Annotated in this window: 26 protein-coding genes and 1 riboswitch; of the genes, 16 read left to right on the top strand and 10 right to left on the bottom strand. The window is 53.3% G+C overall.

Annotated elements, in window-relative coordinates:
- Positions 1–33 precede the first annotated feature (33 nt).
- From GJQ69_RS09390 to pflB, 4 genes are all read left to right on the top strand, one after another.
- Positions 34–348, top strand: coding sequence for a hypothetical protein (locus tag GJQ69_RS09390; protein WP_157659001.1), 315 nt, complete (start codon positions 34–36; stop codon positions 346–348).
- Between the two features lie 165 nt (positions 349–513).
- On the top strand, positions 514–1,707 hold the full coding sequence (locus GJQ69_RS09385) for an aminotransferase class I/II-fold pyridoxal phosphate-dependent enzyme (protein WP_404352896.1): 1,194 nt from the start codon (positions 514–516) through the stop codon (positions 1,705–1,707).
- Positions 1,708–1,758: 51 nt separating this feature from the next.
- Positions 1,759–1,837: riboswitch (ZMP/ZTP riboswitch) on the top strand.
- 59 nt (positions 1,838–1,896) lie between these two features.
- Positions 1,897–2,658: a pyruvate formate-lyase-activating protein gene (gene pflA, locus GJQ69_RS09380; protein ID WP_086036725.1), complete on the top strand. Its 762-nt coding sequence runs from the start codon at positions 1,897–1,899 to the stop codon at positions 2,656–2,658.
- Positions 2,655–4,886: a formate C-acetyltransferase gene (gene pflB, locus GJQ69_RS09375; protein WP_086036724.1), complete on the top strand. Its 2,232-nt coding sequence runs from the start codon at positions 2,655–2,657 to the stop codon at positions 4,884–4,886. Before pflA ends, pflB begins: the two co-directional genes overlap by 4 nt.
- Positions 4,887–4,966: 80 nt before the next feature.
- Here pflB and GJQ69_RS09370 read toward each other — a convergent pair whose 3' ends face one another.
- Positions 4,967–5,185 (bottom strand): hypothetical protein, encoded by a 219-nt coding sequence (locus GJQ69_RS09370; protein WP_086036723.1) that lies wholly within the window; start codon positions 5,183–5,185, stop codon positions 4,967–4,969.
- Positions 5,186–5,242: 57 nt separating this feature from the next.
- Positions 5,243–6,298: a hypothetical protein gene (locus GJQ69_RS09365; RefSeq protein ID WP_174193591.1), complete on the bottom strand. Its 1,056-nt coding sequence runs from the start codon at positions 6,296–6,298 to the stop codon at positions 5,243–5,245.
- Between the two features lie 118 nt (positions 6,299–6,416).
- Between GJQ69_RS09365 and GJQ69_RS09360 the strand changes: the two genes are divergently transcribed.
- The 8 genes from GJQ69_RS09360 (at position 6,417) to GJQ69_RS09325 (ending at position 14,579) form a co-directional block, all read left to right on the top strand.
- Positions 6,417–6,707: a YabP/YqfC family sporulation protein gene (locus tag GJQ69_RS09360; protein WP_086036721.1), complete on the top strand. Its 291-nt coding sequence runs from the start codon at positions 6,417–6,419 to the stop codon at positions 6,705–6,707.
- Positions 6,704–7,891, top strand: coding sequence for a sporulation protein YqfD (locus tag GJQ69_RS09355; protein WP_157659000.1), 1,188 nt, complete (start codon positions 6,704–6,706; stop codon positions 7,889–7,891). The genes GJQ69_RS09360 and GJQ69_RS09355 overlap by 4 nt, the downstream gene beginning before the upstream one ends.
- A 223-nt stretch (positions 7,892–8,114) precedes the next feature.
- Positions 8,115–9,104, top strand: a complete 990-nt coding sequence (locus GJQ69_RS09350; protein ID WP_086036719.1) for a PhoH family protein — start codon at positions 8,115–8,117, stop codon at positions 9,102–9,104.
- A complete protein-coding gene (ybeY, locus tag GJQ69_RS09345; protein ID WP_086036718.1) occupies positions 9,076–9,582 on the top strand; it encodes an rRNA maturation RNase YbeY in 507 nt (168 codons plus the stop codon). Before GJQ69_RS09350 ends, ybeY begins: the two co-directional genes overlap by 29 nt.
- Positions 9,583–9,639: 57 nt before the next feature.
- Complete coding sequence (locus tag GJQ69_RS09340) at positions 9,640–10,125, top strand: diacylglycerol kinase family protein (protein WP_086036717.1); 486 nt, start codon at positions 9,640–9,642, stop codon at positions 10,123–10,125.
- Positions 10,126–10,180: 55 nt separating this feature from the next.
- Positions 10,181–11,104, top strand: coding sequence for a GTPase Era (gene era, locus GJQ69_RS09335; RefSeq protein ID WP_086036907.1), 924 nt, complete (start codon positions 10,181–10,183; stop codon positions 11,102–11,104).
- A gap of 270 nt (positions 11,105–11,374) precedes the next feature.
- Positions 11,375–12,139: a DNA repair protein RecO gene (recO, locus tag GJQ69_RS09330; protein WP_086036716.1), complete on the top strand. Its 765-nt coding sequence runs from the start codon at positions 11,375–11,377 to the stop codon at positions 12,137–12,139.
- 64 nt (positions 12,140–12,203) lie between these two features.
- Positions 12,204–14,579 carry an endonuclease MutS2 gene (locus GJQ69_RS09325; protein WP_086036715.1) on the top strand — a complete coding sequence of 792 codons (2,376 nt, stop codon included), beginning with the start codon at positions 12,204–12,206 and terminating at the stop codon, positions 14,577–14,579.
- Positions 14,580–14,639: 60 nt separating this feature from the next.
- Here GJQ69_RS09325 and GJQ69_RS09320 read toward each other — a convergent pair whose 3' ends face one another.
- From GJQ69_RS09320 to GJQ69_RS09310, 3 genes are all read right to left on the bottom strand, one after another.
- Positions 14,640–15,590: an L-lactate dehydrogenase gene (locus tag GJQ69_RS09320; RefSeq protein WP_086036714.1), complete on the bottom strand. Its 951-nt coding sequence runs from the start codon at positions 15,588–15,590 to the stop codon at positions 14,640–14,642.
- Positions 15,591–15,857: 267 nt separating this feature from the next.
- Positions 15,858–16,067 (bottom strand): hypothetical protein, encoded by a 210-nt coding sequence (locus GJQ69_RS09315; RefSeq protein WP_086036713.1) that lies wholly within the window; start codon positions 16,065–16,067, stop codon positions 15,858–15,860.
- Positions 16,068–16,273: 206 nt separating this feature from the next.
- Complete coding sequence (locus GJQ69_RS09310; RefSeq protein ID WP_174193590.1) at positions 16,274–17,650, bottom strand: MATE family efflux transporter; 1,377 nt, start codon at positions 17,648–17,650, stop codon at positions 16,274–16,276.
- A 162-nt stretch (positions 17,651–17,812) separates the two neighbouring features.
- Here GJQ69_RS09310 and GJQ69_RS09305 point away from each other — a divergent pair, with 162 nt between their 5' ends.
- The 3 genes from GJQ69_RS09305 to GJQ69_RS09295 are packed head-to-tail and all read left to right on the top strand — an operon-like array spanning position 17,813 to position 19,784.
- Complete coding sequence (locus tag GJQ69_RS09305; protein ID WP_086036712.1) at positions 17,813–18,814, top strand: CPBP family intramembrane glutamic endopeptidase; 1,002 nt, start codon at positions 17,813–17,815, stop codon at positions 18,812–18,814.
- Positions 18,811–19,311 (top strand): tRNA adenosine(34) deaminase TadA, encoded by a 501-nt coding sequence (gene tadA, locus GJQ69_RS09300; RefSeq protein ID WP_086036711.1) that lies wholly within the window; start codon positions 18,811–18,813, stop codon positions 19,309–19,311. Before GJQ69_RS09305 ends, tadA begins: the two co-directional genes overlap by 4 nt.
- The gene (locus GJQ69_RS09295) at positions 19,284–19,784 is read left to right on the top strand and encodes a VanZ family protein (protein ID WP_174193588.1); all 501 of its coding nucleotides are present in this window, start codon (positions 19,284–19,286) and stop codon (positions 19,782–19,784) included. The genes tadA and GJQ69_RS09295 overlap by 28 nt, the downstream gene beginning before the upstream one ends.
- A 73-nt stretch (positions 19,785–19,857) precedes the next feature.
- Here GJQ69_RS09295 and rbr read toward each other — a convergent pair whose 3' ends face one another.
- The 4 genes from rbr to GJQ69_RS09275 all read right to left on the bottom strand — a co-directional run bounded on the left by rbr (position 19,858) and on the right by GJQ69_RS09275 (position 23,265).
- A complete protein-coding gene (gene rbr / locus GJQ69_RS09290; RefSeq protein ID WP_086036709.1) occupies positions 19,858–20,400 on the bottom strand; it encodes a rubrerythrin in 543 nt (180 codons plus the stop codon).
- A 111-nt stretch (positions 20,401–20,511) separates the two neighbouring features.
- The gene (gene ychF, locus GJQ69_RS09285; protein ID WP_086036708.1) at positions 20,512–21,606 is read right to left on the bottom strand and encodes a redox-regulated ATPase YchF; all 1,095 of its coding nucleotides are present in this window, start codon (positions 21,604–21,606) and stop codon (positions 20,512–20,514) included.
- Between the two features lie 207 nt (positions 21,607–21,813).
- Positions 21,814–22,509: a TM2 domain-containing protein gene (locus GJQ69_RS09280; RefSeq protein ID WP_174193586.1), complete on the bottom strand. Its 696-nt coding sequence runs from the start codon at positions 22,507–22,509 to the stop codon at positions 21,814–21,816.
- A gap of 27 nt (positions 22,510–22,536) precedes the next feature.
- Positions 22,537–23,265 carry an HAD family hydrolase gene (locus GJQ69_RS09275; protein WP_086036706.1) on the bottom strand — a complete coding sequence of 243 codons (729 nt, stop codon included), beginning with the start codon at positions 23,263–23,265 and terminating at the stop codon, positions 22,537–22,539.
- Positions 23,266–23,411: 146 nt separating this feature from the next.
- Here GJQ69_RS09275 and GJQ69_RS09270 point away from each other — a divergent pair, with 146 nt between their 5' ends.
- A complete protein-coding gene (locus GJQ69_RS09270; protein WP_157658997.1) occupies positions 23,412–23,798 on the top strand; it encodes a thioesterase family protein in 387 nt (128 codons plus the stop codon).
- Positions 23,799–23,869: 71 nt separating this feature from the next.
- Here the strand turns inward: GJQ69_RS09270 and GJQ69_RS09265 are convergent, their stop codons facing one another.
- Positions 23,870–24,532 carry a DUF4230 domain-containing protein gene (locus GJQ69_RS09265; RefSeq protein WP_086036704.1) on the bottom strand — a complete coding sequence of 221 codons (663 nt, stop codon included), beginning with the start codon at positions 24,530–24,532 and terminating at the stop codon, positions 23,870–23,872.
- Between the last annotated feature and the right edge of the window lie 31 nt (positions 24,533–24,563).

The following is a 24,563-nucleotide window of genomic DNA, read 5'->3' as shown; positions in this document are numbered from 1 at the left end:
GATAAAAAGCAAACAGGGAAGGAGGCGGCAGCTTTGAGAAAAATGCTTCTGCGAAAAACGGACGGTTCCGAAAAAGAGGTTACCGGGCGGGAGTGGCGCCGCCGCCACAGAGGTGGCAGCCGGAAGGATATGACGGCGCTGTTGTATGCCCTGCTGGCGGCTTTTTCCGGCGCCGGTGTTGGCTGCCTGACGGGGCTTGCGTTTCCAACGTATGATTTGGTCGGCCTGCCGCATATCTCTGCGGCCGCGCTGGAAATTGGATTATTGCTGGGTGCTGCGGTGGGGCTTGTTACGCTGCAGCTTGTCCGTACCCTGCTGAAAAGATGGAAAAAAGCAAAGAAACCATAAAAAAGCGGAACTGCTTCGGCGAAAATGGCCGGGTAGTCCCGCCTTTTGCATTTTAAAAAAACAAATGCTGCAAAAAGTTGACGAATGCTGTTCCTGCGTGTACAATTTCCGATAGACCTGCCATTCTTTCTTAGGCAGAACAGGAAGAGAGAATTTTTGTGGGCAATGAAAAAAGGGAGCGTGCAGGAATTGCAGTTTGCAAAGAGAATGGAACACTTCGGGGAGGGCGTCTTTTCGGAATTGCTGGCCCTGAAACAGAAAAAAGAAGCACAGGGAATGCAGGTCATTGACCTGAGCGTCGGCACACCGAATATCCCGCCGGTGGAGGCTATCCGCCGGGTGCTGGCGGAGTCCGCGCTAGACCCGACACAGTATATTTATGCCATCAGCGACACGGAAGCACTGCAGCAGGCAGTGGCGCAGTGGTACAGCCGCCGCTACCAGGTAAAGCTGGACCCGAACACACAGGTATGTTCCCTGCTGGGTTCACAGGAGGGCCTGACGCATATTGCCCTGTCCATTGCGGACCCGGGTGATACTGTGCTGGTACCGGACCCGTGCTATCCAGCTTTCAGCTGCGGGCCAATGCTGGCAGGAGCCAAGCTCTGCTGGATGCCCCTAAAAAAAGAGAACAATTACTTAATCGATTTTGACGCGATTCCGGAAGCAGATGCGAAGGCGGCCAAGCTGATGGTGGTGTCTTACCCCAATAACCCGACCACGGCACTTGCCCCCGACTGGTTTTATGAAAAGCTCATTGCTTTTGCCAAAAAGTACGATATTATTGTGCTGCATGATAACGCCTACAGTGAATTGGTGTTTGACGGCGTTCACTGCGGCAGCTTCCTGCGGTTCCCGGGTGCCGCCGATGTCGGTGTGGAATTTAACTCGCTGAGCAAGACCTACGGCATGGCCGGTGCGCGTGTGGGTTTCTGTGTCGGCAACGCGCAGATTGTTAAAATGCTGAAAACACTGAAGTCCAACCTGGATTACGGTATGTTCCTGCCGGTTCAAAAGGCTGCGGCTGCTGCCATTACCGGGGATCAGTCCTGTGTGGAGCGTACCCGTGCCGCTTACGAAAAGCGCAGGGACGTGCTATGCAGTGCGTTTGAAGCTTTGGGCTGGCACTTTGCAAAGCCGGCGGCAACCATGTTCGTTTGGGCGGAAATTCCCGCAAAGTACGGCGAGGACGATACTCGCTTCGCACTGGAGCTTGCGGACAAGGCCGGTGTGCTGGTAACGCCGGGCAGTGCGTTTGGCCCCAGCGGAAAGGGTCATGTACGCATGGCCTTGGTGCAGGACGAAGAAGCTTTGCGGCAAGCCGCTGACCGTATGCGCAAAACGGATATTTTTGCGTAAAACCGAAAAAAGTACTTGACTTTCCGGCGAAAAGCCGGTATGCTGAAGCCATAGCAGCCATACGACTGACGGAAGTGGAGTATACCACATGGAGTATGGCCAAGAAGAGCCGACCGTCTGGGCAAGCACCCGGGCGGTCGGCCCTTTTTGCTCTTTTTGACCCCCGGAAGAGAAAAGGAGGGCAGAGATTTGATACTGGGAAACGTACATTCACTGGAAACCATGGGAATGGTGGACGGCCCGGGCATTCGTGTAGTGGTTTTTTTGCAGGGCTGCCGTCTGCGGTGTCTGTTTTGTCACAACCCGGACACATGGCAGGAACAGGGCGGCACCCAGATGACGCCGGAAGAAGTGACACGGAAAGTTCTGCGCTGCCGGCCCTACTTTTCACGCGGCGGCGGTGTTACCTTTTCCGGAGGTGAGCCGCTTCTGCAGCCGGAGTTCCTGCTGGAAACGCTGCAGCTGTGCAAAAAAGCGGGCATCCACACCTGCTTGGACACTGCCGGATACGGCTGCGGCAGCTATGACGAGATTCTACAATACACCGATTTGGTCCTGTATGATGTGAAGCAGATTACAGAGGAAAGCTATCACTGCATGACCGGACAAAGCTTAACCGAAACCACGCATTTTTTGGCTGCCGTCAAAAAAGCTGGTACACCGGTGTGGGTGCGCCATGTAGTCGTGCCGGGGCTGACGGATGGTGAGGCGCATATGCAGGCGCTGCGCACATTTATTGACAAAAAAGTACCCAATGTACAGAAAGTGGAGCTGCTGCCGTACCATCTGCTGGGCGTACACAAGTACAAGGTACTGGGCATTCCGTACCGGCTGGCCGGTACGCCAGCAATGGACCCATCCTTAACGGAACAGTGGCAGCGGTGCTATTTCCCAGTAAACAAAGGAGAAAGAAATCCGACACCAGAGCAAACGGGAGGTACTGTAAAATGAACAGTGCATGGAATGGTTTTCAGGAAGGCCGCTGGCAGCGGGAAATTGATGTACGCAGCTTCATTCAGAAAAACTATACACTTTACGAGGGAGACGAATCCTTTTTAACCGGCCCCACAGAGAAAACAGAAAAGGTCTGGGGAAAATGCACGGACCTTCTGCAAAAGGAACGGGAAAACGGCGGTATGCTGGACGTAGAAACCAAGCGTATTTCCGGCATCAACAATTTTGAGCCTGGTTATATCGACCGAGAAAACGAAGTGATTGTCGGCCTGCAGACGGACGCACCTCTAAAACGCATGGTGAACCCATACGGCGGTATGCGTATGGCAAAGGAAAGTTTGGAACAGTATGGCTATCAGCTGGACCCGGAAATTGAACGTCATTTTACCGCTTACCGCAAAACACACAACGACGGTGTGTTTGACGCTTATCCCAAACGTGTGCGGACGGCACGGCACGTCGGCCTGCTGACCGGCCTGCCGGATGCCTATGGCCGCGGCCGCATTATCGGTGATTACCGCCGGGTGGCGCTTTACGGTACCGATTACCTAATTGAGCAAAAGAAAAAAGACCACGCAGAATTGGACGGCCCTATGACAGAGGAGCGTATCCGTCTGTCGGAAGAAGTCAGCGAGCAGGTCCGTGCACTGCGGGAAATGACCAAAATAGCGGCGTCCTACGGGGTGGATATTTCCAAACCGGCGGCGACGGCACAGCAGGCAGTACAGGCAGTTTACATGGGATACCTTGCCGGTATCAAAGAAAACAACGGTGCCGCGACCAGCCTGGGACGCACTTCTACATTTTTGGACGTTTACATTCAGCGGGACCTTACGAACGGCACACTGACCGAGGCGGGCGCACAGGAGCTTGTGGACCAGTTCATTATTAAGCTGCGTTTGGTGCGGCATCTGCGTACGCCGGAATACAACGAACTTTTCGGCGGCGACCCCACTTGGGTGACAGAGTCCATCGGCGGTGTCGGCATGAATGGCCGTTCGCTGGTCACCAAAAATTCATACCGCTATCTGCATACACTTATCAACCTTGGCACTGCGCCGGAGCCGAACCTTACGGTTTTGTGGAGTGAGCACCTGCCGGAAGCGTTTAAACGCTACTGTGCCAAGATTTCCATTGCAACCGATTCTATTCAATATGAAAATGACGATATCATGCGGCCAATTTACGGCGATGATTACGGCATTGCCTGCTGTGTGTCCGCTATGAAGCTGGGAAAACAAATGCAGTTTTTCGGTGCGCGCTGCAACCTTGCAAAAAGCCTGCTGCTGGCCATTAACGGCGGCGTGGACGAGCGTATGGGTGAGCTGGTGGTGCCGGGCATTGCGCCGCTGAACGGCGATGTACTGGATTACAGTAAGGTTTGGGAAAACTACAAAAAAGTAATGCAGTATGTGGCACAGCTTTATACGGACGCGAATAATATTATTCATTTCATGCATGACAAGTATGCCTATGAAGCAAGCCAGATGGCCCTGCACGACACGAATGTGGAGCGGCTAATGGCGTTTGGCATTGCGGGGCTGTCCGTTGCGGCAGACTCCCTTTCTGCAATCAAATATGCGAAGGTGCATCCGGTACGCGACGAGCAGGGAATTGCCGTGGATTTTCGTACGGAGGGAACGTTCCCCCAGTACGGCAACGACGATGACCGTGCCGACGATTTGGCGGTGGATATTGTGGAATACTTTATCGGTGAGCTGAAAAAGCATCCGCTGTACCGCGGAGCAAAGCACACTATGTCGGCGCTAACGATTACCAGCAATGTGATGTATGGCAAAAAGACCGGCACCACACCGGACGGCCGCCGCCGCGGGGAACCGCTGGCACCGGGCGCTAACCCCATGCACGGCCGTGACCACTCCGGTGCGCTGGCATCCCTGAACAGCGTGGCGAAAATCCCGTACCGCAGTGTTTGTCAGGACGGCATCTCCAACACATTTTCGATTGTGCCGGTGGCACTGGGCAAAGATGAAACACAGCGGGAAGATAATTTGACGGCCCTGCTGGAGGGGTACTTTGCGCAGGGAGCCCACCACCTGAACGTCAATGTGATGAACCGTGAAACGCTGATAGACGCCATGAATCATCCTGAAAAGTACCCGACACTTACCATTCGTGTTTCGGGCTATGCGGTTAACTTTATCCGTCTTACCCGGGAACAGCAGGAAGAAGTCATTGCCCGTACCTTCCACGAAAGCGTCTGATATTATTAAAATTAAAAAATGAAATAGAAACAGCCGCAGTATCTTTAGAGAAGACACTGTGGCTGTTTTTCTGCTTTTTGTCAGAGCTTAAAATTTTCCGCGTCCGGCTTGGGAATCGGCGGCTGTACAGTAGGAACCCGCCGCAGCGGGTCATACCGGAAAAGGCAGCATCTGCCGCTTTCCGGGAATTCTCGTCCCAGCAGGCAGGAAAGGCAGGGCTGCGTACCTGCCGCGTGGGCACAGTAATCACACCGCGGTGGAATACTGCTGCTGAAAAAGCAGCTCGTCTGCACTTTCAAGGCGATTGGCCTCCTTCCATCTTCTACCAAATCAGGAATAAGACTATTTAAACATCATTATAGCATAGAATCCTGCCTGCCGCCACCATCCATTAACAGTGCGGCACACAGCACTACCAGCGCAATGCCCGCGGCAAGGCTGCCGGACAGCGCGGGCTGGCTTTGGGCAAAGCTGCCGAAAACATCGATTGAGGGTCCAGAGGGAACGGGTACCGGGGAAAACCGATTTGCAAAGGGCAGCACCATCAGCGCGGAAAGTCCGCCGTGCAAAATCCGGCACAGCCAAAACCGGCCAGTATGTACAGGAAAGGAAAGTCCCTGCAGGACCTGCAGGTGAACGCATAAACCGCCCCAGCCCAGCACCAGCGCAAAGCACCACAGCGGCGCGTGCAGTGCGCCAAGGGAGCGGCAGCCCAGCGTCACTTCACTTACACCAGCCAGCGCCGCCAATACGGGGCCGCTTAGGAACATTTTCAGTATACACAGGAAAGTACTGAATAAAATAACGAAACAGCACATCAATAGCATAGAAGCGGCCGCATCGCGCGCGGCCGCCAGCAGCGCCTTGCCGGGGCCGGGCCATTTTCCCTGTCGAGGGGGTGGGAACGGTTCCCGGTGGTGGCGCAGGCCAACCAGAATTCCAACCAAAAGGCCAGCACAAAGGTGAACAGCCAACAAAAGCCGTCCGCTGCGTGCGCTGCCGAGGAAACCAAGCCCGACCGCTGTGCAGATGAACGCCGGACCGCCATTGACGGAGAACAGCACCAGCCGTTCTGCCTGCTGGGCGGTCAGTTCGCCGCTTTCGTACAGGGCTTCTGCCCCGCGGGAGCCGGTGGGATAGCCGCCGACCATGCCCATAAGAATGGCTGGCGCAGCGGCAGGCGGCAGAGCGAACAGCCGCGCGAACGGTCCGCCGATGCGCTGACCGATGGCAGAAGCTGCCCCGCTTTTGATTAGAAACACGGTAATGACCAAAAATGGATACAGGGATGGAATCAGCACGGTTAGGCAGGTGGAAATACCCGCCGAGGCCCCCTGCGCGGCTGCCTTTGGAAAAACCAGCAAAGCTGCCGCCAAACAGAGAGCCGCCGTGCCCGCAGCTTTTCTGTACATACACAGCCCCCCTCTTTTTAAGAATATGCAGCAGGGGGACAGAATATTTATTGCCTATGTAGAAGGAAAAGTTTTCAACAATATTCTGATAAATGGTTGAAAAAGGAGGCGGAAAGTGATGCGGCTGCCGGAAAAACCGTCACTGCTGGTGCAGTCCGGTGAGAAATTGGAACTTGCCGGGAACAGGGAAGCAACCGTGGACGGCTGCGGCGGGGTACTGGAATATACCCAAAACGTAGTATGCATTCGTTACGGACACGGGGTGCTGCGGTTTGTCGGGCGCGGGCTGACGCTGCACAGTTTGGAACAGCATTCGTTAATTGTTTCCGGATACATTACGGAAATAGCTTACGCCGCACGCGGGGAACTGCTGACGCCGCTGCCGGAGAATGGAGGGGAGCAGCCATGAAACTGATGCGCTGGCTGATGGGCTGGGTACGGTTCCGCATTGTATCTCCCCATGGAGGTGAAATTTTTTTAAACTGCTGTACGCGGGCGGGCATTCATCTTTGGCAGGTGCGTCCGGGAAAGAAGGGAATGACTGCCTGCGTGCGGGCGGGTCAGTACCGCGTGCTTCGCAAGCCGGCCCGACAGGCACATGTGCGTCTGCGGGTCCAGCGGCGGTGCGGTCTGCCGCTGAAAATTGCACATCTGCGCGGCCGGCCGGGGCTGGCGGCGGGTGCGGCGCTGTTTTGTGTGGTGCTGCTGGGGCTGGGACAATTTTTTTGGACTGTGGAAATCTCCGGCTGCAAAAGCATTCCGGAAAAAGATATTCGGTCGGCGCTGCAGCAGCAGGGTATTGCGCCCGGCTGTGCAAAACGCGGATTTTCCGCGCGGGCGGTGCAGACGCGCCTAATGGAGAAGTTCCCAAACATCAGCTGGGTTAGTGTCAACGACCATGGCGGAGATGTGTATGTACAGCTGACGGAAAAAGATGAACAGCCGCCGGTTACGGACCAAAGGGGTTGGTATCAGCTGCAGGCGGTGCAAAGCGGCGTTGTTGTAGAAATGCATATCCATGCGGGGACTGCCAAAGTGCAGGTAGGTGACGGCGTTTCCCCGGGACAGCTGCTGGTTTCGCCGGTGGTGGAAAATAAAGATGAAAAATTTATGGCATTGTATCATGCTGCCGGCACCGTTATCGCGCAGACATCGCATACATTGACGGTGCAGATGCCGTTTGCCATACAGCACTGGGAGCCTGCCGGCCCGTCTGTTGAGCGGCGGGCACTGTCGGTTTTTGGGGTACAGCTGCCGCTTTCCATGCAGCTGCCGCCGAAAGGGAAAGTGCAGCGTTCCGGTGAGCGGACCGCCGTTCATCTGTGCGGAAAGGAACTGCCGCTCACTGTAACACGGGAGGTGCTGACACCGGTCCGACAGACAGTAGAAAAGCGTACGCGCCGGCAGGCGGAGGCGGAAGCGGTAAAAATGCTGGCCGTAAAAGAGAAAACAGACCTGCCCGGTGCCAAGGTGGTACAGCACCGCGATACCGTGAAAGAGGACAAAACAGGCATCACGGTTATACGAAAGCTGACCTGTCGGGAAAATATCGCTAAAGAAGTAAAAATCGCCGCGGATGGTTCGCCCGCGTAGGGGGAAAATGCAGGCGTGGAATTTTCTGCTCCGGTACAGCGGAAAAATTTGTTTTTTTGGCATTTTACACACAAAAAACTTGCAGAAAACCTAGTGACGCGGCTTGTGTTCTGTGGTATGATAATATAAATGTATTTTAACAGCTATTTTGTTTGATTATACTAAAAAATGCGGCTTTTTGAGATACCGCATTTGATTATTCGATAAGCATCAGGTGAAGTATTTGTTTGAAAAAAGGATACCTATAGACCGGATGGAACAGGCGTCCGCGCTGTTTGGCAGCATGGACGAAAACATCCGGCTTCTCGAAAAAGAATATGGTGTGTCGGTTGTTGCGCGGGACAGTGAAATTAAGGTTTCCGGCGAGCCGGAGGGTGTGGAGCGTGCTGTGCGTGCGGTCAACAGCCTTTTGTCACTGATTAACCGTGGAGAAACGCTGACCGAACAGAATGTGCGTTACTGCATGAGTTTAGTCAATGACGGCGCAGAGGAAAAAGTGCAGGCGCTGGCGGGGGACTGCATCTGCGTTACCTGCAAGGGAAAACCCATTAAGCCGAAAACACTGGGGCAGAAACGCTACTGCGCCGCGATTGCAAAGAACACAATTACCATTGGTGTAGGGCCTGCCGGTACCGGAAAGACCTATTTGGCGGTGGCAATGGCGGTCACGGCTTTCCGTGCACAGCAGGTTCAGCGCATCATTCTGACACGCCCCGCGGTGGAGGCCGGCGAAAAGCTAGGCTTCCTGCCGGGTGACCTTCAGCAGAAGGTAGACCCCTACCTGCGGCCGCTGTATGATGCCCTGTTCGATATGCTGGGGACGGAAACGTATCAGCGCTATGTGGAGCGCGGCAATATCGAAGTTGCGCCGCTCGCCTATATGCGCGGGCGTACGCTGGACGACAGCTTTATTATTCTGGACGAAGCACAGAACACAACGTCGGAGCAAATGAAAATGTTCCTCACGCGTCTTGGCTTTAACAGCCGCATGGTCATTACCGGTGATATTACACAGATAGACCTGCCGGACGGCCAAAAAAGCGGCCTGAAACAGGTTACAAAAATTCTGCGCGGTGTACCGGACATTGCGCAGGTCCAGTTTACCGGCCGCGATGTTGTGCGCCATAAATTGGTACAGGAAATTATAAAGGCATACGAAAAATATGAGGAGGCCAATACGAATCATGGAAAAAATTCGAGTCATGATAGATAATCGTCAAAAGGCAGTCAAAATTCCGACCGGGCTGCGTATGCTGGTGCGCCGCTGCTGCAATGCAGTCCTGCGTATGGAACATTTTACAGAGTCCGCTGAAATCAGTGTAATCTTTGTTGATAACGACCAGATACACAAGCTGAACAAACAGTACCGCGACGTGGACGCACCGACCGATGTGCTCAGTTTTCCGATGGGCGAGGACGGCGTATATGATACAGATTACTCCAATGGGGCAAAGGTCCTCGGGGATATTGTTATCTCCATGGAAAAAGCAGTGGAGCAGGCGGAGCGCTATGGTCACGGTTTGGAACGGGAGGTCGGCTATCTGACTGCCCACAGCATGCTGCACCTTCTGGGTTATGACCATGAAGAGGGTATTCAGCGTGTGCATATGCGTGAAAAAGAAGAGCAGGTCATGGCGGAGCTGGGGCTGCCAAGCAGCAGCAGCTATGTGCTGGACGAGGACGATATCTAACTCCCCGTACGGGCAGCCGGCCTGCTGGAGGGAAGAAGAAAGCGTGGGAATGACAAAGTGCATTTACTGAAAAGCCTGCGCGCTGCCGGGCGGGGAATCCTTTTCTGCATCAATCAGGAACGTCACATGCGGTTTCACACGGTAGCCGCTTTTTATACACTTCTGTTTTCACCGTTCTTTCAGTTTGGGTGGATGGAATATGCGGTGCTGCTGTTGGCGATTGGCAGTGTCTGTGCGGCCGAGGTTTTTAATACAGCGGTCGAGGCTGCCTGTGACGCGGAAAACACCGCCTATAGCAGCAGCGTGCGCCGTGTTAAGGATATTGCGGCGGGAGCGGTGCTGATCAATGCCTGCTTTGCCGCCGGAGTGGGCATTTTTCTGTTTGGAAAGCCCACCTGCATCGCGGCAGGGTTCTGGTGGCTGTGCGGCCGACCGCTGCTACTGGTACTGCTGGCGCTTTCGGCAGCCGCGGCTGTCCTTTATGTGCACCTTGGCCCGAAACTGCTGGCGGACAAGCTGCGTGCATTTTTCCGCAGAAAATAGCAGGGTGGAAACGAAATTTTCCTGCCGGAATACGGCAGACAACAAGAGGTACTTTATGCCAAAAAACAAGAAAAATGAAAAATCAGCTTTTTTCGCCATTGTCGGCAGACCAAATGTCGGCAAAAGTTCGCTGATGAACCGGATGCTTGGCCAGAAAGTGGCTATTGTCAGCCGAAAGCCGCAGACAACACGCACCCGTATTATGGGCGTGCTGACAGAAGGGCCGGACCAGCTGGTCTTTCTGGACACCCCCGGGCTTTTAAAGCCACGGGACAGGCTGGGCGAATACATGGTGAAAAGCGTGACTTCCTCCGTTGCGGGTGTGGATGCGGCTTTGCTGGTGGTGGAAGCCGGTACCGGCATTTCTCCGGCGGACAAGGACCTGCTGGAACGGTTTCGGGGGCTGAAGCTGCCGGCGGTTTTATGCATCAATAAAATTGACCTGCTGCAGGATAAGACACGGTTAATTCCGCAGATTACCGAGCTGAGCGGAAAGTACCCCTTTGCGGCGGTCGTGCCGGTTTCGGCGCGCACCGGCGATGGTGTACAGGACCTAAAGGCTGAATTGAAAAAACTGAGCCAGCCGGGCGGACACCTGTTCCCGGACGATACCCTGACGGACCAGCCGGAACGTGTGCTGGCCGGCGAATTTGTGCGGGAGAAAATGCTGCGTCTGTTGGACAAAGAAGTGCCGCACGGCGTTGCTGTCGTGGTCACACATCTGAAAGAACGGGAAGACGGTTCCTGCCTGGACGTTGACGCGGACATTTACTGTGAGCGTGAAAACCATAAGGGAATCATCATCGGCAAAGGTGGCCGCATGATTCGGGAAATCGGCACGCAGGCTCGCCAGGAACTGGAACATTTTTACGGCATTAAAGTAAACCTGCAGCTGCAGGTGCAGGTAAAGCCAAATTGGCGCAACAAAGAGGCTGCGCTGCGCAGCTTTGGTTTTAATACCAAGGACCTTCTGCAGTAAACTTTTGCAGCGTATTTTACCATAAACGGCGGGCGAATGTCTGCCGAAAGGTGTCGAAAATTCTTTTATTTGCCACTCATAACCGTTCCCGCTGGTGCGCATACTGGTGATAAGCGTATGTGCTTGAAAATCAGAGCACACGGGAAAAGGAGTGAGCCGCAATGGACGAAAATACAGCCTGGTCCTGCTTTGTACAAACGGGCAGCGTACAGGATTATCTACGCTATGCCCAGTGCAGGGCAGAGAACAGCAAAGGAGAGGAGCAGCCGGATGCGGGTACAGACACAGGGAGTTGTCATCCGGGTCTCCAATGTAGGGGAGCGTGACCGTCTGGTAACGGTCCTGACGCGCGACCGCGGGGTCGTGCGCGCCTTTGCACGCAACAGCCGCGCGGCAAAAAGCAGCCTGGTTTCGGCCACTCAGCTTTTCTGCTATGCGCGGATTTTGCTATTCTGCGGAAAAGATAAATATATCATAGATGACGCCCAGCCGCTGGAAGTTTTTTTTGAGCTGCGGCAGGATATCGGCCGTCTTTCGTTGGCACAGTATTTTTGCGAACTAGCGGGAGAGCTGGCTCCGCAGGAGGACAGCGAAAAAGCGGCGGATTTTCTGCGGCTGCTGCTGTGTGCGTTCCGGCGGCTGTGCCGCGGCGGACGGCCGCTGCCGGTTGTAAAGGCCGCCACCGAGATGCGTATGCTGAGCCTGGCGGGCTATATGCCGGACCTTATCGGCTGTGCCCAGTGCCGGAAGTATGAGGACAGCATCATGTACTTTTACCCGCTGCAGGGCGAACTGCTGTGCCCCAGCTGCCGGCAGAAAAACGGACGGCAGGACGGGATAGCCCTGCACAAAGGGGCACTGACCGCTCTGCGCCACACCGTGTATGCCGACCTTCCGAAACTCTTTTCGTTTACATTGGGGGAGCAGGGGCAGCAGGAGCTGGCGCGCGCCAGTGAGGAATACCTATTGGATCGGATTGAATATCACTTCCGTACATTGGACTTTTACCATACCGTGGTGCAGCCTCCCGCGTAACGACAGAAAATTTTTTGTATTTCACATAGAATAAAAATCAATATCATAGAAACAGAGGGAAGACATGGACCAACAGACGAAACACCACTTTCATGCGTTGGAATTGGACAAGATTCTGCATCTGTTGAAGCAGGAAACCGCCAGCGACGCGGCGGCAGATATGGCGGAGCAGCTGTGCCCGCTGGAGGACCTTTCCAGTGTGCAGCGCCTGCTGCAGGAAACATGGGATGCGTACGGACTGATGGCAAAGTTCGGTTCACCGGCTTTCGGCGGACTGCACGATGTGGCCAATCCGCTGCGCCGCGCCTCCTCCGGCGGTGTGCTGAACATGGGGGAATTGCTGCGCATAGCGGGCGTTCTGCGCTGCCTGCGTGCCGTGAGTGACTGGCGCAGCAAAAGCGCAGGAATCAAAACGACACTGGATGACCGCTTTAACTGCATTGTTACCAATAAATATTTGGAAGAAAAAATTTACGGTGCCATTGCGACCGAAGAAGAAATGAACGACAATGCTTCACCGGCATTGGCCGCCATTCGCCGCAAAATCCGCGCGGCAAGCACCCGTGCCCGTGAAAAACTGGACAAAATGGTCCACTCGCCATATTATCAGAAGTTTTTGCAGGACCCAATCGTTACCCAGCGTTCTGGCCGGTATGTTGTGCCGGTGAAGGCGGAGTTCCGCGGTGAAGTGTCCGGGCTGGTGCATGATTCATCCAGCAGCGGTGCCACCGTATTTGTGGAGCCAATGGCGGTTGTGGAAGCCAACAATGAAGTACGTGTCCTGCAAAACGACGAAAAGAACGAAATTGACCGCATTTTGCAGGAACTTTCGGCGGAAGCCGGCTCTTTTGCGGACAGCATCATTCACAGCTGCCAGTATGCCGCGGAGCTGGACCTGATTTTTGCGAAAGCCAGCCTCGGCTATAAGATGAAAGCAACACTGCCGGAGATGAACGACTGCGGGGAATTGGATCTGAAGCACGCCCGCCATCCGTTGATTGATCCCAAAAAGGTGGTTGCTACGGACATACGGCTCGGCACAGATTTTGATACATTGGTTATTACTGGCCCCAATACCGGCGGCAAAACCGTTACGCTGAAAACCATCGGTCTGCTGACGCTTATGGCAGAGTGTGGCTTGCTGGTGCCGGTTTCGGACGGCAGCAGACTTTCAGTTTTTGACCGTGTATTGGCGGACATCGGCGATGAACAGTCTATTGAACAGAACCTGTCCACATTTTCCGCGCATATGACCAATATTATCCGCATTATGCAGGAGGCAGACGGGAAAAGTTTGGTGCTGCTGGACGAACTGGGCGCCGGCACGGACCCGGTAGAGGGTGCGGCACTGGCGACCTCTATTTTGGAACAACTGCGACAGCAGGGTGCCCGCATTGCCGCGACAACGCATTATGCGGAGCTGAAAGCGTATGCGCTGGATACCCCCGGGGTACAGAATGGCTCCTGCGAGTTTGACGTGGCGACACTGCAGCCAACCTATCGGTTGCTGATTGGCGTGCCGGGACGCAGCAACGCGTTTGCCATTTCCCGCCGCTTAGGGATGAAAGCGTCCGTTGTGGAGAATGCGCAGCAGCTGGTTTCGCAGGAAAACACCCGTTTTGAGGATGTTGTCAGCAAGCTGGAGGAATCCCGCCGTTCACTGGAAGATGAGCGGGCAGAGGTACAGCGTGACCTGCTGGAGGCAAAGAAGGCACTGGAAAGCGCCGAAAAAGAAAAAGCGGAGCTGGAAGAAAACGCACAGAAGGAAATGGACCGTGCCCGTGAACAGGCCAGCCTTCTGGTTTCCCGCACGCGCGGACAGTCAGACCTTCTCCTCAATGAGCTGGAAGAACTGAAGAAACAGAAGAACAAACAAATTACCGCAGAACAGAAGGCAAAGCTGAACGCGGATTTACGCAAAATGGAAGAAACCGCGGACCCGGTGCAGAAGCGCCGCCGCCGTGGCGGTCAGCTGCCGCGGCCGCTGCGGGTAGGTGACACAGTACGGTTGGTGGATTTAGACCGTCCGGCATCTGTGGTGGAGGTTTCTGCGGATGGCAAGCATGTGGTGGTACAGGCCGGTGTCATCAAGACCAAAACAGATGTGGAAAATTTGCAGCTGGTCAGCGACGCGGAAAAGCGGAAGGCGGAACGCCGCCGCACCCGTACGGTATCCCATCGCTTTTCCAGCGCAGCGGCGCCTTCAGAGCTTGACTTGCGTGGGCAAACGGCGGACGAGGCCATTGCCAATGTGGACCTGTTTCTGGACCACGCCGCCCGCAGCAATTTGACACAGGTCACGATTATCCATGGCAAAGGGACAGGTGTCCTGCGCAAAGCGGTGCAGGAGCATCTGAAACGTCACCCCAATGTAAAACGCTATCGGCTGGGTACTTACGGCGAGGGCGAAAGCGGTGTAACCATTGCCGAACTGAAATAAAACACGAGGGAAGAAAAAAGGGCTGTCCACACTGAGGACAGTCCTTTTTGTTGCTTTTTATCAGCAAAGGTCTTTTAGCTGTTCCATATTTTTACGGATACCGTTGCAGCATTCGTGGAAAGTCGCTTTTTCAGCATCGGTCAGCGGCAACTCTAAAATCTGCTCAATGCCGTCCTTGCCGATGACGGCCGGTACACCGGCAAACAGGCCGCTTTCGCCGTACTCACCGCACAGCTCACAGCTGGCCGGCATAATCGCTTTCTCGTCGTGCAGGACAATGCTTGCCATGCGCGCGGCAGTGGTGGCGATGGCATATTCAGTGCACCATTTTCCGGAGAATGTAACCCAGCCGGAATGAATGGCGGCCTGCTGCATGGCGTCACGGTCAAAGCGGAAACGTTCGTCTTCTTTTGCCCAGTCGTCCAGCGAACGGCCGCGGAACGATACACAGGACCACGGCGAAAACTGTTTGACACCATGCTCGCCCATCATATAGGCGGTAATGGATTTTTGGTCGATGCCTGTCTGCTGTGCAAGAACGGACAGCAGGCGGGAAGTGTCCAGCCCGGTGCCGGTGCCAAAAACATGGCCGCGGGGCAGACCAAGACCAAGCGCAAGCTGACGTGTGACAATGTCGCAGGGGTTCGTAATGTTGATAAGAATGCCGTTAAAGCCGGATGCTTTCATTTTGTCCACATAACCGTTGACAGCGGGAATGGTGAAGCCCATTTCCAGTACACGGTTCATGCTGCCGTGCAGCAGTTCAATTTTACCGATACAGTTAATAATGAGGTCGCAGTCGCCAAGGTCACTGAAATCTCCAACGGAAGCACGTACACGGTGGGGCAGATAGGCAATGCTGTCCGTCAAATCCTGGCATTCGCTGGTGGCTTTCTTCTGGTCTGCATCCACCAGCACCAGATCGTCCGCAATTCCCTGCACGGCTAGGCTGTACATTACGTGTGCGCCCACATGACCAAGGCCGATGACGCCGATTTTTCTTGTTTTCAATGTAATACCCTCCCATAAAAACAAACTCTAATATGCCTTATCATAGCTTGTCTTTTTGTAAAGTGCAAGCTGTAGACACAAAAAATTCATGAAAGCGAAAAATCAGCGAATAGCAGTCAATACCCATATCAGCAATCTGAGGCGAAAATTAAAATCCGTCTGCCCGGATCGGGAATTTATGAAATGGCTAAACCGTGGGCAAGGTATCACCATTCTCGTGTCAAGCCATATCCTAAGTGAACTGTATCAGACGGCTGCCCGCTATATTTACTGCACAAAGGCCATGTGCTGGAGGAATTGACTCAGCAGGAGCTGGACGAAAAATGCAGATGCCATATTTCCATTCAAACGGACGATGCAGCCGAAGCCGCCGAGCGGAGTGCGGCTGCCGTGCATGGAGTTGACGGTGCCGGTGGTGGCGGCTGTATTGATTTTGGCGCTAATACTGACGTTGGCGCCGACCGCCATGGGTTTCACCAACGAAACTTCCTAAGAACTGCTAAAGTTTTAAATGATGCGCCGCCAATCAGACACAAGGAAAGAACAAGGTTCGATGGAATGGCCAGCTGAAGCGTATCCTGCAGAACAGTACTTTTTGCTGCTTAACAGTGTAGCAAAGAAATCCATTCTCTGCAAAAAAAAGCGGCACCGCCCGTTTACAGGCGATGCGTCAAATAAAGAACTTATTTTTTACAGGCCGGCGCTTTTTCAAATGTGTGCCGGAACCAGGTGAAGAAAGTGAAGAATGTAATGCATGCGGCGAGTGTGTCGGACACTGGCTCCGCCAGAAAGACAGCAAAAACTTTGTCAGTAAAGAAATGCGGCAGAATATAGATAAATGGAATTAAGAGAATGATTTTCCGCAGCAGTGCCAGCAGCAGGCTCTGTTTTGCCTGCCCCAGTGCCAGAAAACTTTGCTGGCAGGACATCTGAATGCCCACCATAAAAAGGGCGGCAAGGTAGATATGGGAAGCCCATATGGTTGTTTTGGTCAGTATCTGGTCATTTGTAAATATTCCAACAAAAACCGATGGGAAAAGCTGCATGCATGCCCAGCACGCCGTCGTAAAAATGATAGAAGAAACAAGCAGCATGCGGAGCGCCTTGCGTACGCGGTCGTATTTCTGTGCGCCGTAGTTGTAGCTGATGATTGGCTGTGCACCTATGGTCAGCCCCTGCAGCGGCAGGCATACCATCTGCATCAGTGTGGAGAGAATGGACATGGCACCAACGGCCGTGTCGCCCCCAAAATGCTGCAGCGATGAATTGAAGCAGATGTTCAGAAGGCTTTCAGTAGACTGCATAATAAATGGCGACAAGCCCAGCGCTAGAACCGGCATGAGAACCTTGCGCTGAAGTTTAAAGTTTTCACGCCGCAGGCGCAGGGCCGTTTTTTCGCCGAACAGAAAGCGCAGCACCCATACCGCGCTGACTGCCTGAGAAATGACGGTTGCCACCGCAGCACCCTGTACACCCATACCGAAGGTAAAGATAAACAGCGGGTCCAGGATAATATTCAGTACTGCGCCAATCAGAGTGGTTTTCATGGCAACGGCTGCTGCGCCCTGCGCGGAGATGAAAGCATTCAGGCCTACTGAAATGAGGACAAATACTGTGCCCAGAACGTAAATGTGCAGATAGCTTAGGCCATAAGGCAGGGTGATGTCGCTGGCGCCAAACAGTAGCAGCAGAGGGCGGCTGAAGAAAAAGAATACAACCGTCAGCACGGCAGCGCACATAAGGAGCATAATAAAACAGTTGCCAAGAATCTTTTCCGCGTTTTCGCGGTTACCTCTTCCCATTTCAATGGAGGCACGGGGTGCGCCGCCAAGGCCAATGAGCGCACTGAAGGCGGCAATTAAAATCAGAATAGGGAAACTGACGCCGACACCCGTTAGGGCGGCCGCGCCAATGTTGGGAATGTGACCGATATACACGCGGTCCACCATATTGTAAAGCATATTGACGACCTGCGCGGCGATGGCGGGCAGGGACAGGCGCAGCATCAGTTTGCCGACGCTGTCGTTACCAAGGTCAGCAGTGGATTGTTTCTGGGACATGATAACATTTCTTTCCGGAGGTTTTGCAGAAATTAACGTTTTTCTTTCTTGGATTATCATAAACAAACAAAAGTTGAAAGCTGGATTTTCAAACACAGGTGGATATGGTATACTAAAATAAAGTTACGCCTTTGCGGCGGAGCAGAAAGGAATCAAATATTTATGGACTATCGTTATCAAATGCCTGTACAAAATGATCCCCGCTGGATGCTTGTGTGGCAGGAGCGCCGCGGTGCTGGCAGGGCGGTGAATACAGCCAGCTGGCTGACGCTTGGCTCTATCAGCGTTACGGCAGTGGTGCAGGTCCTTTTAGCTTTTTCTTTGCCCGCTGGAGCCAGTATGTCACTGCAGTATTTGGGTGACTGCGTTGGGTATTTGCTGCTGGCGCTGGTACCGATATTGTACGTATGCTTTTGTGGGCGGCCAACGGAGGAGTTCCTGCCTTTCCGTCGACCCGCTCAGGCCGGTCTGAGCGGCAGAGATATGCTGTTTTTGTATGTTTTTGGCATGGGGTTGATGCTGGCCTGCAATCTTCCTGTTTCTTTGGTGGAAGCGCTGGAACAGGTCTTTGGCTTTTCCGGTGAAATCCCCAATATGCCGCTGGACCACACTGCTTTTACACAGGTGCTGTACTTCCTGTATGGGACACTCATTCCGCCGCTGGTAGAAGAGGTTCTGTTCCGCGGTGCGGTGCTGGGATGCCTGCGCCGCTGGGGTAACTGGTTTGCCATTGTGGTATCTGCCCTGTTGTTTGGGCTGTACCACGGGAATGTGGCGCAGTTTGTGTTTGCTGTGCTGATTGGCATTTTGTTCGGTTATCTGCGGGTGCGTACAGAAAGCATTTTACCGTGCATTGTGCTGCATATGTTCAATAATGGCATGGCTTCGGTCGGTGCCTTATTGCAGGAAAATATGGGGCAGACGGTCCAGCAGCAGTTTACTATTGCTTATTTTGTGATATGTTTTGTGGCGGCAGTGGCTGCAGTTGTGGTCCGCCTGGCGGTGGAAGGAAAAGGTTCCATGAAAAAGCTGCGGATTCCGGCGGACCGGATGCTGACTTCCCAGTGGCAGCGAATGCGCGGAATGGTTACCACAGCCGGAGGCCTATTGATGCTGCTGTACGGTGTAGGGAGCAGCATTTATGTGCTGATGCAGTCCAGATGACAGATGAAGAATGTATGCGCCGTGCTCTGCAGCTGGCACAGGAGGCCGCCGATGAGGGAGAAGTGCCGGTTGGTGCTGTGCTGACGAAGGATGGCGAAATTATCGCCGAGGGAAAAAACCGGCGGGAAACGGGGAAAAATGCGCTGTACCATGCGGAACTGGCGGCGATTGACAAGGGCTGCCGGGTGCTGGGTGGCTGGCGGCTGTGGCAGTGTACGCTTTATGTTACGCTGGAGCCGTGTCCCATGTGTGCCGGTGCCATCATTAACGCCCGTATTCCACGGCTGGTATATGGCGCAAAGGACCCGAAGACCGGTTCCTGCGGCTCTGTTATCGATTTGTTTTCCTGTCCGTACAATCATCACCCAAAGGTGGAACAGGGCCTTTTGGGGGAAGAATGCGCAGAGGTGCTGCGCGGCTTTTTTCGCTGTATGCGTGCTGCCCGAAAAGAAAAGAAAGCAGGGAAACAATGGAAAACCGAAAACAAAGGACACTGACAAAAGTTCTATTGGTCATTTATTTGGCAATGCTGACGTGGCTGGTTCTATTTAAGCTGTCGTTTTCTCTTTCAATGTTTTACCGTTACCAGCACATCAATCTTATTCCGTTTGGAGCGTCTTTTTTGCCTGACGGCAGGTTAAATCTTGCTGAAATTTTGGGGAATGTTTTTATCTTTATTCCACTGGGAATCTTTTTAAAAATGCTGAAGCCGTCATGGTCATTTGCAAAAAAGACGGCGCTGTGTTTTTCGCTCAGTCTGGTATATGAAGTGCTGCAGTATGTTTTTGCTCTGGGGACAACCGATGTAACGGATCTGCTGGACAACACAGTGGGCGGTATGCTGGGGATAGGGCTATATATCCTCTTCAAAAAATGGTGGAAAGGAAAAACAGACCGTGTGATGAATATTTTTATGCTGGTTTTTATGGCGCTTATTCTGGCGGCAGTGTTGTATCTGAATATGGAATAGCTCGTATATATATACGGACACAAAAAGAACGGCGGGAATTTTCCCGCCTCTCTTTTTTGTATGAACTTTGTTTTTAGTAATTTTCTGCGCGGCGCTCGAAGTAAGCCTGCGGATGTTTGCACGCAGGGCAAACCTTCGGTGCCTGCTTGCCGACATAGATGTAACCGCAGTTGCGGCATACCCACACGGTATTCTCGTCGTCATCCTGAAAGACAATATCCTCTTTCAGGTTGGCAAGCAGTTTGCGGTAGCGCTCTTCGTGGGATTTTTCAACACTGGCAATACGGCGCATGGTGGCGGCAATCGCCTTAAAGCCTTCCGCGTCGGCGGTGTCGGCAAATTCCTTATACATTTCGGTCCATTCATAATGTTCACCATCTGCGGCGTCCGCAAGGTTGGCGACAGTGTCGGGGACGTTGTCATCATGGAGCAGCTTAAACCAGAGCTTTGCGTGTTCCTTTTCATTGTTTGCCGTTTCCTCGAAAATAGCGGCAATTTGTTCGTATCCATCTTTTTTAGCCTTGCTGGCATAGTAGGTATACTTGTTGCGGGCCTGACTTTCGCCGGCGAATGCGGCGGCGAGATTTGCTTCGGTTTTGCTTCCCTTGAATTCCATGACGATTTCCTCCTTTAATAATGAATGAAAGTAGATAGACGTACGGTTTTGTGTATGGGAAAAGGGGAATATCAAAATCATCCCCATTTTACGGCAGAATATGAAAGCCGGTTAGACATTGAAGCGGAACAGCACCACGTCGCCGTCCTGCATGACATAATCTTTGCCCTCACTGCGGACCAGTCCCTTTTCGCGGGCGGCGGCCATACTGCCGCAGTCAATCAACTGCGTATAGGGAACGACTTCGGCGCGGATAAAGCCGCGCTCAAAGTCAGAGTGTATCTTGCCGGCGGCTTGCGGTGCTTTGGTGCCTTTCTGAATGGTCCATGCGCGCACTTCCGGCTCCCCGGCAGTCAGGAAGCTGATGAGGCCCAGCAGAGAATAGGACGCACGGATAAAGCGGTCCAGGCCGGATTCTTCCAGTCCCATATCAGAGAGGAATAGTGCCTTTTCGTCCGGTTCCATACCGGCAATTTCCGCTTCTGTTTCGGCGCAGATGGGCAGTACACCGGCATGCTCTTTAGCGGCGACTTCCTCTACAGCTTTGTAGTAATGGTTGTTTTCAATGCCATTTTTAAAGTCGTCTTCACTCATGTTGGCGGCATACAGGACGGGCTTGCTGGTCAGCAGGTTTACAGTGGACAGCAGGGCGGCTTCATCCTCGGTGCAGTCTATGCTGCGGGCAGGCAGACCGTCATTCAGGGCTTTTTTCACACGCTCAAAGAAGTCCAGATCCTCCTGGAACTTTTTGTCGGCCTTCAGCTGCTTTTTCGTCTTGTCAATGCGGCGATCCAGCACTTCGATATCCGAGAGAATCAGCTCCACATTGACGGTGTCGATGTCGCGGACGGGGTCAATGCTGCCGTCCACATGGACGATGTCATCGTTATCGAAACAGCGTACCACATGGACAATGGCGTCCACTTCACGAATATTTGCAAGAAATTTGTTGCCTAAGCCCTCGCCTTTGCTGGCGCCCTTGACCAGACCGGCGATATCTACGAACTCTACGGTCGCAGGGGTGTATTTCTGCGGGTGGTACATTTCCGCCAGCTTGTCCAGACGCTTGTCCGGCACTGCGACAATGCCAACGTTTGGCTCAATGGTGCAGAAAGGGTAGTTTGCGCTTTGTGCACCTGCATTGGTGATTGCGTTGAAAAGGGTGCTTTTGCCAACATTCGGCAGCCCCACAATACCTAATTTCATACAGTTTTGTCCTTCTTTTTCGTATTCTAATAATATTCAAAGTATACCATTATCCGGAAGGAAACGCAAGGTACACGCAGGTGCCCTCCGCGCGGCTTTTTCCGCTGAAAGAATAAACCGCTTTCCTGCAGGACAGCTTACTTATGGAAACGGAGGCATCAAAAAAACCTGTCCTAAAGAGGGCAGGCTTTTTTGAAAACATACGGACTACTGTGCCCGCATATGATATTTATTCTGGAATTCCTCATTGGACATGGTAAAAAGCAAAATAGATTCAGCAAGCGAAACAGCGTAGAGAATGCCCCATATCCAGCCGGTCCAGCCGAGGGTTATCAGCAGGAACAGCGAAACAAGGCCCCAGCCCCACTGGCCGGTATAGAATTTATGAATGCCGAATGGACCCAAAAGCAGGCAGAGAACGGCAGTTGCGGTACGGCTGCGGATAGGTGTGGCACTACCCGGTATAAAACAGCCGTCAAAATAACCAAACGGCCGGCCAACTTGTCCGAAGGGAAACTGCGGTTTGTTGACCATGGTACCATTGAATTGTCCGCCGTAAGTGTAGGGCGGGTGATATCTGTCCTGTGGGTTTGGCTGACCGCAGGTGCAGTTCCCGGCCTGCTGGTCCGGTGTGCCCTGTGGGTTCGGCTGACCGCAGGTGCAGTTCCCGGCCTGCTGGTCCGGTGTGCCCTGTGGGTTCGGCTGACCGCAGGTGCAGTTCCCGGCCTGCTGGCCCGGTGTGCCCTGTGGGTTCGGCTGACCACAGGTGCAGTTCCCGGCCTGCTGGCCCGGTGTGCCCTGTGGGTTCGGCTGACCACAGGTGCAGTTCCCGGCCTGTTGATCCGACGTATTCGACTGCGCGTGTTCGACAAATTCCGGATTATTTTCTTTATCGGTTTCCATGTCGTTTGGCTCCTTTCGTCGTGGGTGTTAGGGATTGGATGCGTTCAGCAGTGCGGCAAAACGGCGCCAATCCGTCAGGCGGTTGCAGGGGTGTTTCGGCTGAATACAGGTGTCAAAGTCATTGTGAACACGATACCAAAACGCCCGCATTCCAGCGCCTGCGGCACCATCCATATCGCAGACGGGGTTATCGCCGCAGAACCAGGTTTCGTCGGCGGATGTCCCTATTTTATGCAGTGCAAGCTCAAAAAAACGCCGCTGTGGCTTGCGGAAGGCATATTCACTGCTGGCTAAAATGAAGCGGAACGGGTCCTGCGGAAAGCAGGCGTGCAGGCGGCGTTCCAATGTAGCGCCGGTAAAACAAAGGTTGCTTACGACGCCGAAAGGAATGCCATGCTGCTGCAGGGCGGAAAAGGCCTGTTCTATGTAGGGGGAGGGAGTAGCGGGGGAACAGACATCCCAGTATAGCTGCTCCGCCTGCAGGTCATTAATATCCAGCTGAATATCGAAAGATTCCAGCAAATAGCGCTGCAGGGATAAGTACCAAGTTTCCAGCGGCTGTGCGTCTTCCGGCACTTCCCAGTTGAGGTCCGCCTTGGCTTTCTGCGCGAATGCAAACAGCTGCGGCACAGTAACATGGTGTGGGTTGTAAACCGCGTGCTGCAGAACGGCGGTGTAGCCTTCTTTTATACGGGGGGAGGGCTCTGTACAGAGAGTCATACCATAATCGAACAGAACTGCTTTTGGATACTGCATAAAAACCTCCTAAAACGACCGGTTCGAAAAACCAATCAACAAACGCTGTCCGCAAAAGCGTTCCCTATTGCCTTTTTACAGAATTCTGGTAAAATGAAGATATGCAAAAACGAATTCATCATAGCATATTCATGGAGGAAATTCAAATGAATGAAAAAGCCATTATCAAAAAGGAAGTAACAAAGGATATGCTGGCAGTCAATGTCGGCAGCGGTTCCCTGTCTGTACTGGCAACGCCGTCCATCTGCGCGCTGTTTGAGAACGCCTCCGCACAGCTGGCCCAGCGGTATCTTGCTCCCAACAAAACGACTGTGGGATGCTCCCTTTCTATTGACCACACTGCACCGACACCTCTGGGCATGACGATCACCGTTACAGCGGAACTTGTAGAGCATGAGGGACGCTCCTTCCGTTTTCACTTGACAGCGGAAGATGAAAAGGGCGTTTGTGCAACAGGCGACCATACCCGCGTGGAAGTCAGCAGCCGCCGTTTTCAGCAGAAAGCGGACGACAAAAAGAACGCGGATAACTAAAACGATATGGCGTGAAAAAGAATGACAGCCGTCATACAGGAGCCTTGAACCACTTTTTGTGGCTCGGGGCTTTATTTTTTGCTGGACGCGGCCGACGACGCAGAGGACGTGGACTGCTGGCGGAAGGCAATTTTACGGTTTCCAGCTGTTGCCTGCAAAAGCTGTGTCAGGCTGGTTTTTGCCTTTGCATCAGCCTCTTTTAGAAGGCCCTGCTGGGCGGCTTTCTGCTCCATTTTGTGTTTTTCCCCTGCGGCGAAGGTCGTGTAGTCTTTTACATGAATGGGGTTAAAAATATTGTTTGTTTCATCGTAAACCTCAATGCTGTTCTCATCAATTTCATGGGACAGGACTTTTGCCTGCGGCAGGGTGAGGGTGACGGCGTTGTCCGAAACCTGCACCTGTACAGCGCTTAAATCCAGTCCGGCCTTAATCGTACCATCATAGGTAATCAAAAAACTTTTGGTAGTAAAAGGAACGGTGTAGCCGTAAAGAGCATTGGATTGTGAAAATTTCCCGACATTGGTGTACATATATTTAACCGTGGAAAGCTCCTGAATTCCGAGTACCTTTTCTTTTACAACCGTGCTGGTTACCTGCGGCTGGCTGCTGCCGCTGCGGGAAGCACGGCCGATGTTGATAAACAATAGGGATACGATACCAGCAGTGATGGCTGCGGTCAGAAGCAGCAGTTTTGTGGTACGTCCCAGGTGCAGTGTCTTCTTTTTAGAGTCCATAGATACCTCCAGTTCGGCGGCTCTGCTGCCG

It is taken from the genome of Caproicibacterium lactatifermentans, assembly GCF_013315815.1.
Classification (GTDB): domain Bacteria; phylum Bacillota; class Clostridia; order Oscillospirales; family Acutalibacteraceae; genus Caproicibacterium; species Caproicibacterium lactatifermentans.
Note: the sequence above shows the minus strand (reverse complement) of the source record. Positions and strands in the feature narration are given on the sequence as shown.

Bases quoted from the DNA above. Each gene is read 5' to 3' on its own strand.
- GJQ69_RS09270 (WP_157658997.1), top strand. From the start codon at position 23,412: ATGAATGAAAAAGCCATTATCAAAAAGGAAGTAACAAAGGATATGCTG.
- ybeY (WP_086036718.1), top strand. From the start codon at position 9,076: ATGGAAAAAATTCGAGTCATGATAGATAATCGTCAAAAGGCAGTCAAA.
- era (WP_086036907.1), top strand. From the start codon at position 10,181: ATGCCAAAAAACAAGAAAAATGAAAAATCAGCTTTTTTCGCCATTGTC.
- GJQ69_RS09275 (WP_086036706.1), bottom strand. From the start codon at position 23,265: ATGCAGTATCCAAAAGCAGTTCTGTTCGATTATGGTATGACTCTCTGT.
- tadA (WP_086036711.1), top strand. From the start codon at position 18,811: ATGACAGATGAAGAATGTATGCGCCGTGCTCTGCAGCTGGCACAGGAG.
- GJQ69_RS09385 (WP_404352896.1), top strand. From the start codon at position 514: ATGAAAAAAGGGAGCGTGCAGGAATTGCAGTTTGCAAAGAGAATGGAA.
- GJQ69_RS09295 (WP_174193588.1), top strand. From the start codon at position 19,284: ATGGAAAACCGAAAACAAAGGACACTGACAAAAGTTCTATTGGTCATT.
- GJQ69_RS09265 (WP_086036704.1), bottom strand. From the start codon at position 24,532: ATGGACTCTAAAAAGAAGACACTGCACCTGGGACGTACCACAAAACTG.
- GJQ69_RS09355 (WP_157659000.1), top strand. From the start codon at position 6,704: ATGAAACTGATGCGCTGGCTGATGGGCTGGGTACGGTTCCGCATTGTA.
- GJQ69_RS09360 (WP_086036721.1), top strand. From the start codon at position 6,417: ATGCGGCTGCCGGAAAAACCGTCACTGCTGGTGCAGTCCGGTGAGAAA.
- GJQ69_RS09305 (WP_086036712.1), top strand. From the start codon at position 17,813: ATGGACTATCGTTATCAAATGCCTGTACAAAATGATCCCCGCTGGATG.
- GJQ69_RS09325 (WP_086036715.1), top strand. From the start codon at position 12,204: ATGGACCAACAGACGAAACACCACTTTCATGCGTTGGAATTGGACAAG.
- GJQ69_RS09365 (WP_174193591.1), bottom strand. From the start codon at position 6,298: ATGTACAGAAAAGCTGCGGGCACGGCGGCTCTCTGTTTGGCGGCAGCT.
- GJQ69_RS09310 (WP_174193590.1), bottom strand. From the start codon at position 17,650: ATGTCCCAGAAACAATCCACTGCTGACCTTGGTAACGACAGCGTCGGC.
- pflB (WP_086036724.1), top strand. From the start codon at position 2,655: ATGAACAGTGCATGGAATGGTTTTCAGGAAGGCCGCTGGCAGCGGGAA.
- GJQ69_RS09280 (WP_174193586.1), bottom strand. From the start codon at position 22,509: ATGGAAACCGATAAAGAAAATAATCCGGAATTTGTCGAACACGCGCAG.
- recO (WP_086036716.1), top strand. From the start codon at position 11,375: ATGCGGGTACAGACACAGGGAGTTGTCATCCGGGTCTCCAATGTAGGG.
- ychF (WP_086036708.1), bottom strand. From the start codon at position 21,606: ATGAAATTAGGTATTGTGGGGCTGCCGAATGTTGGCAAAAGCACCCTT.
- rbr (WP_086036709.1), bottom strand. From the start codon at position 20,400: ATGGAATTCAAGGGAAGCAAAACCGAAGCAAATCTCGCCGCCGCATTC.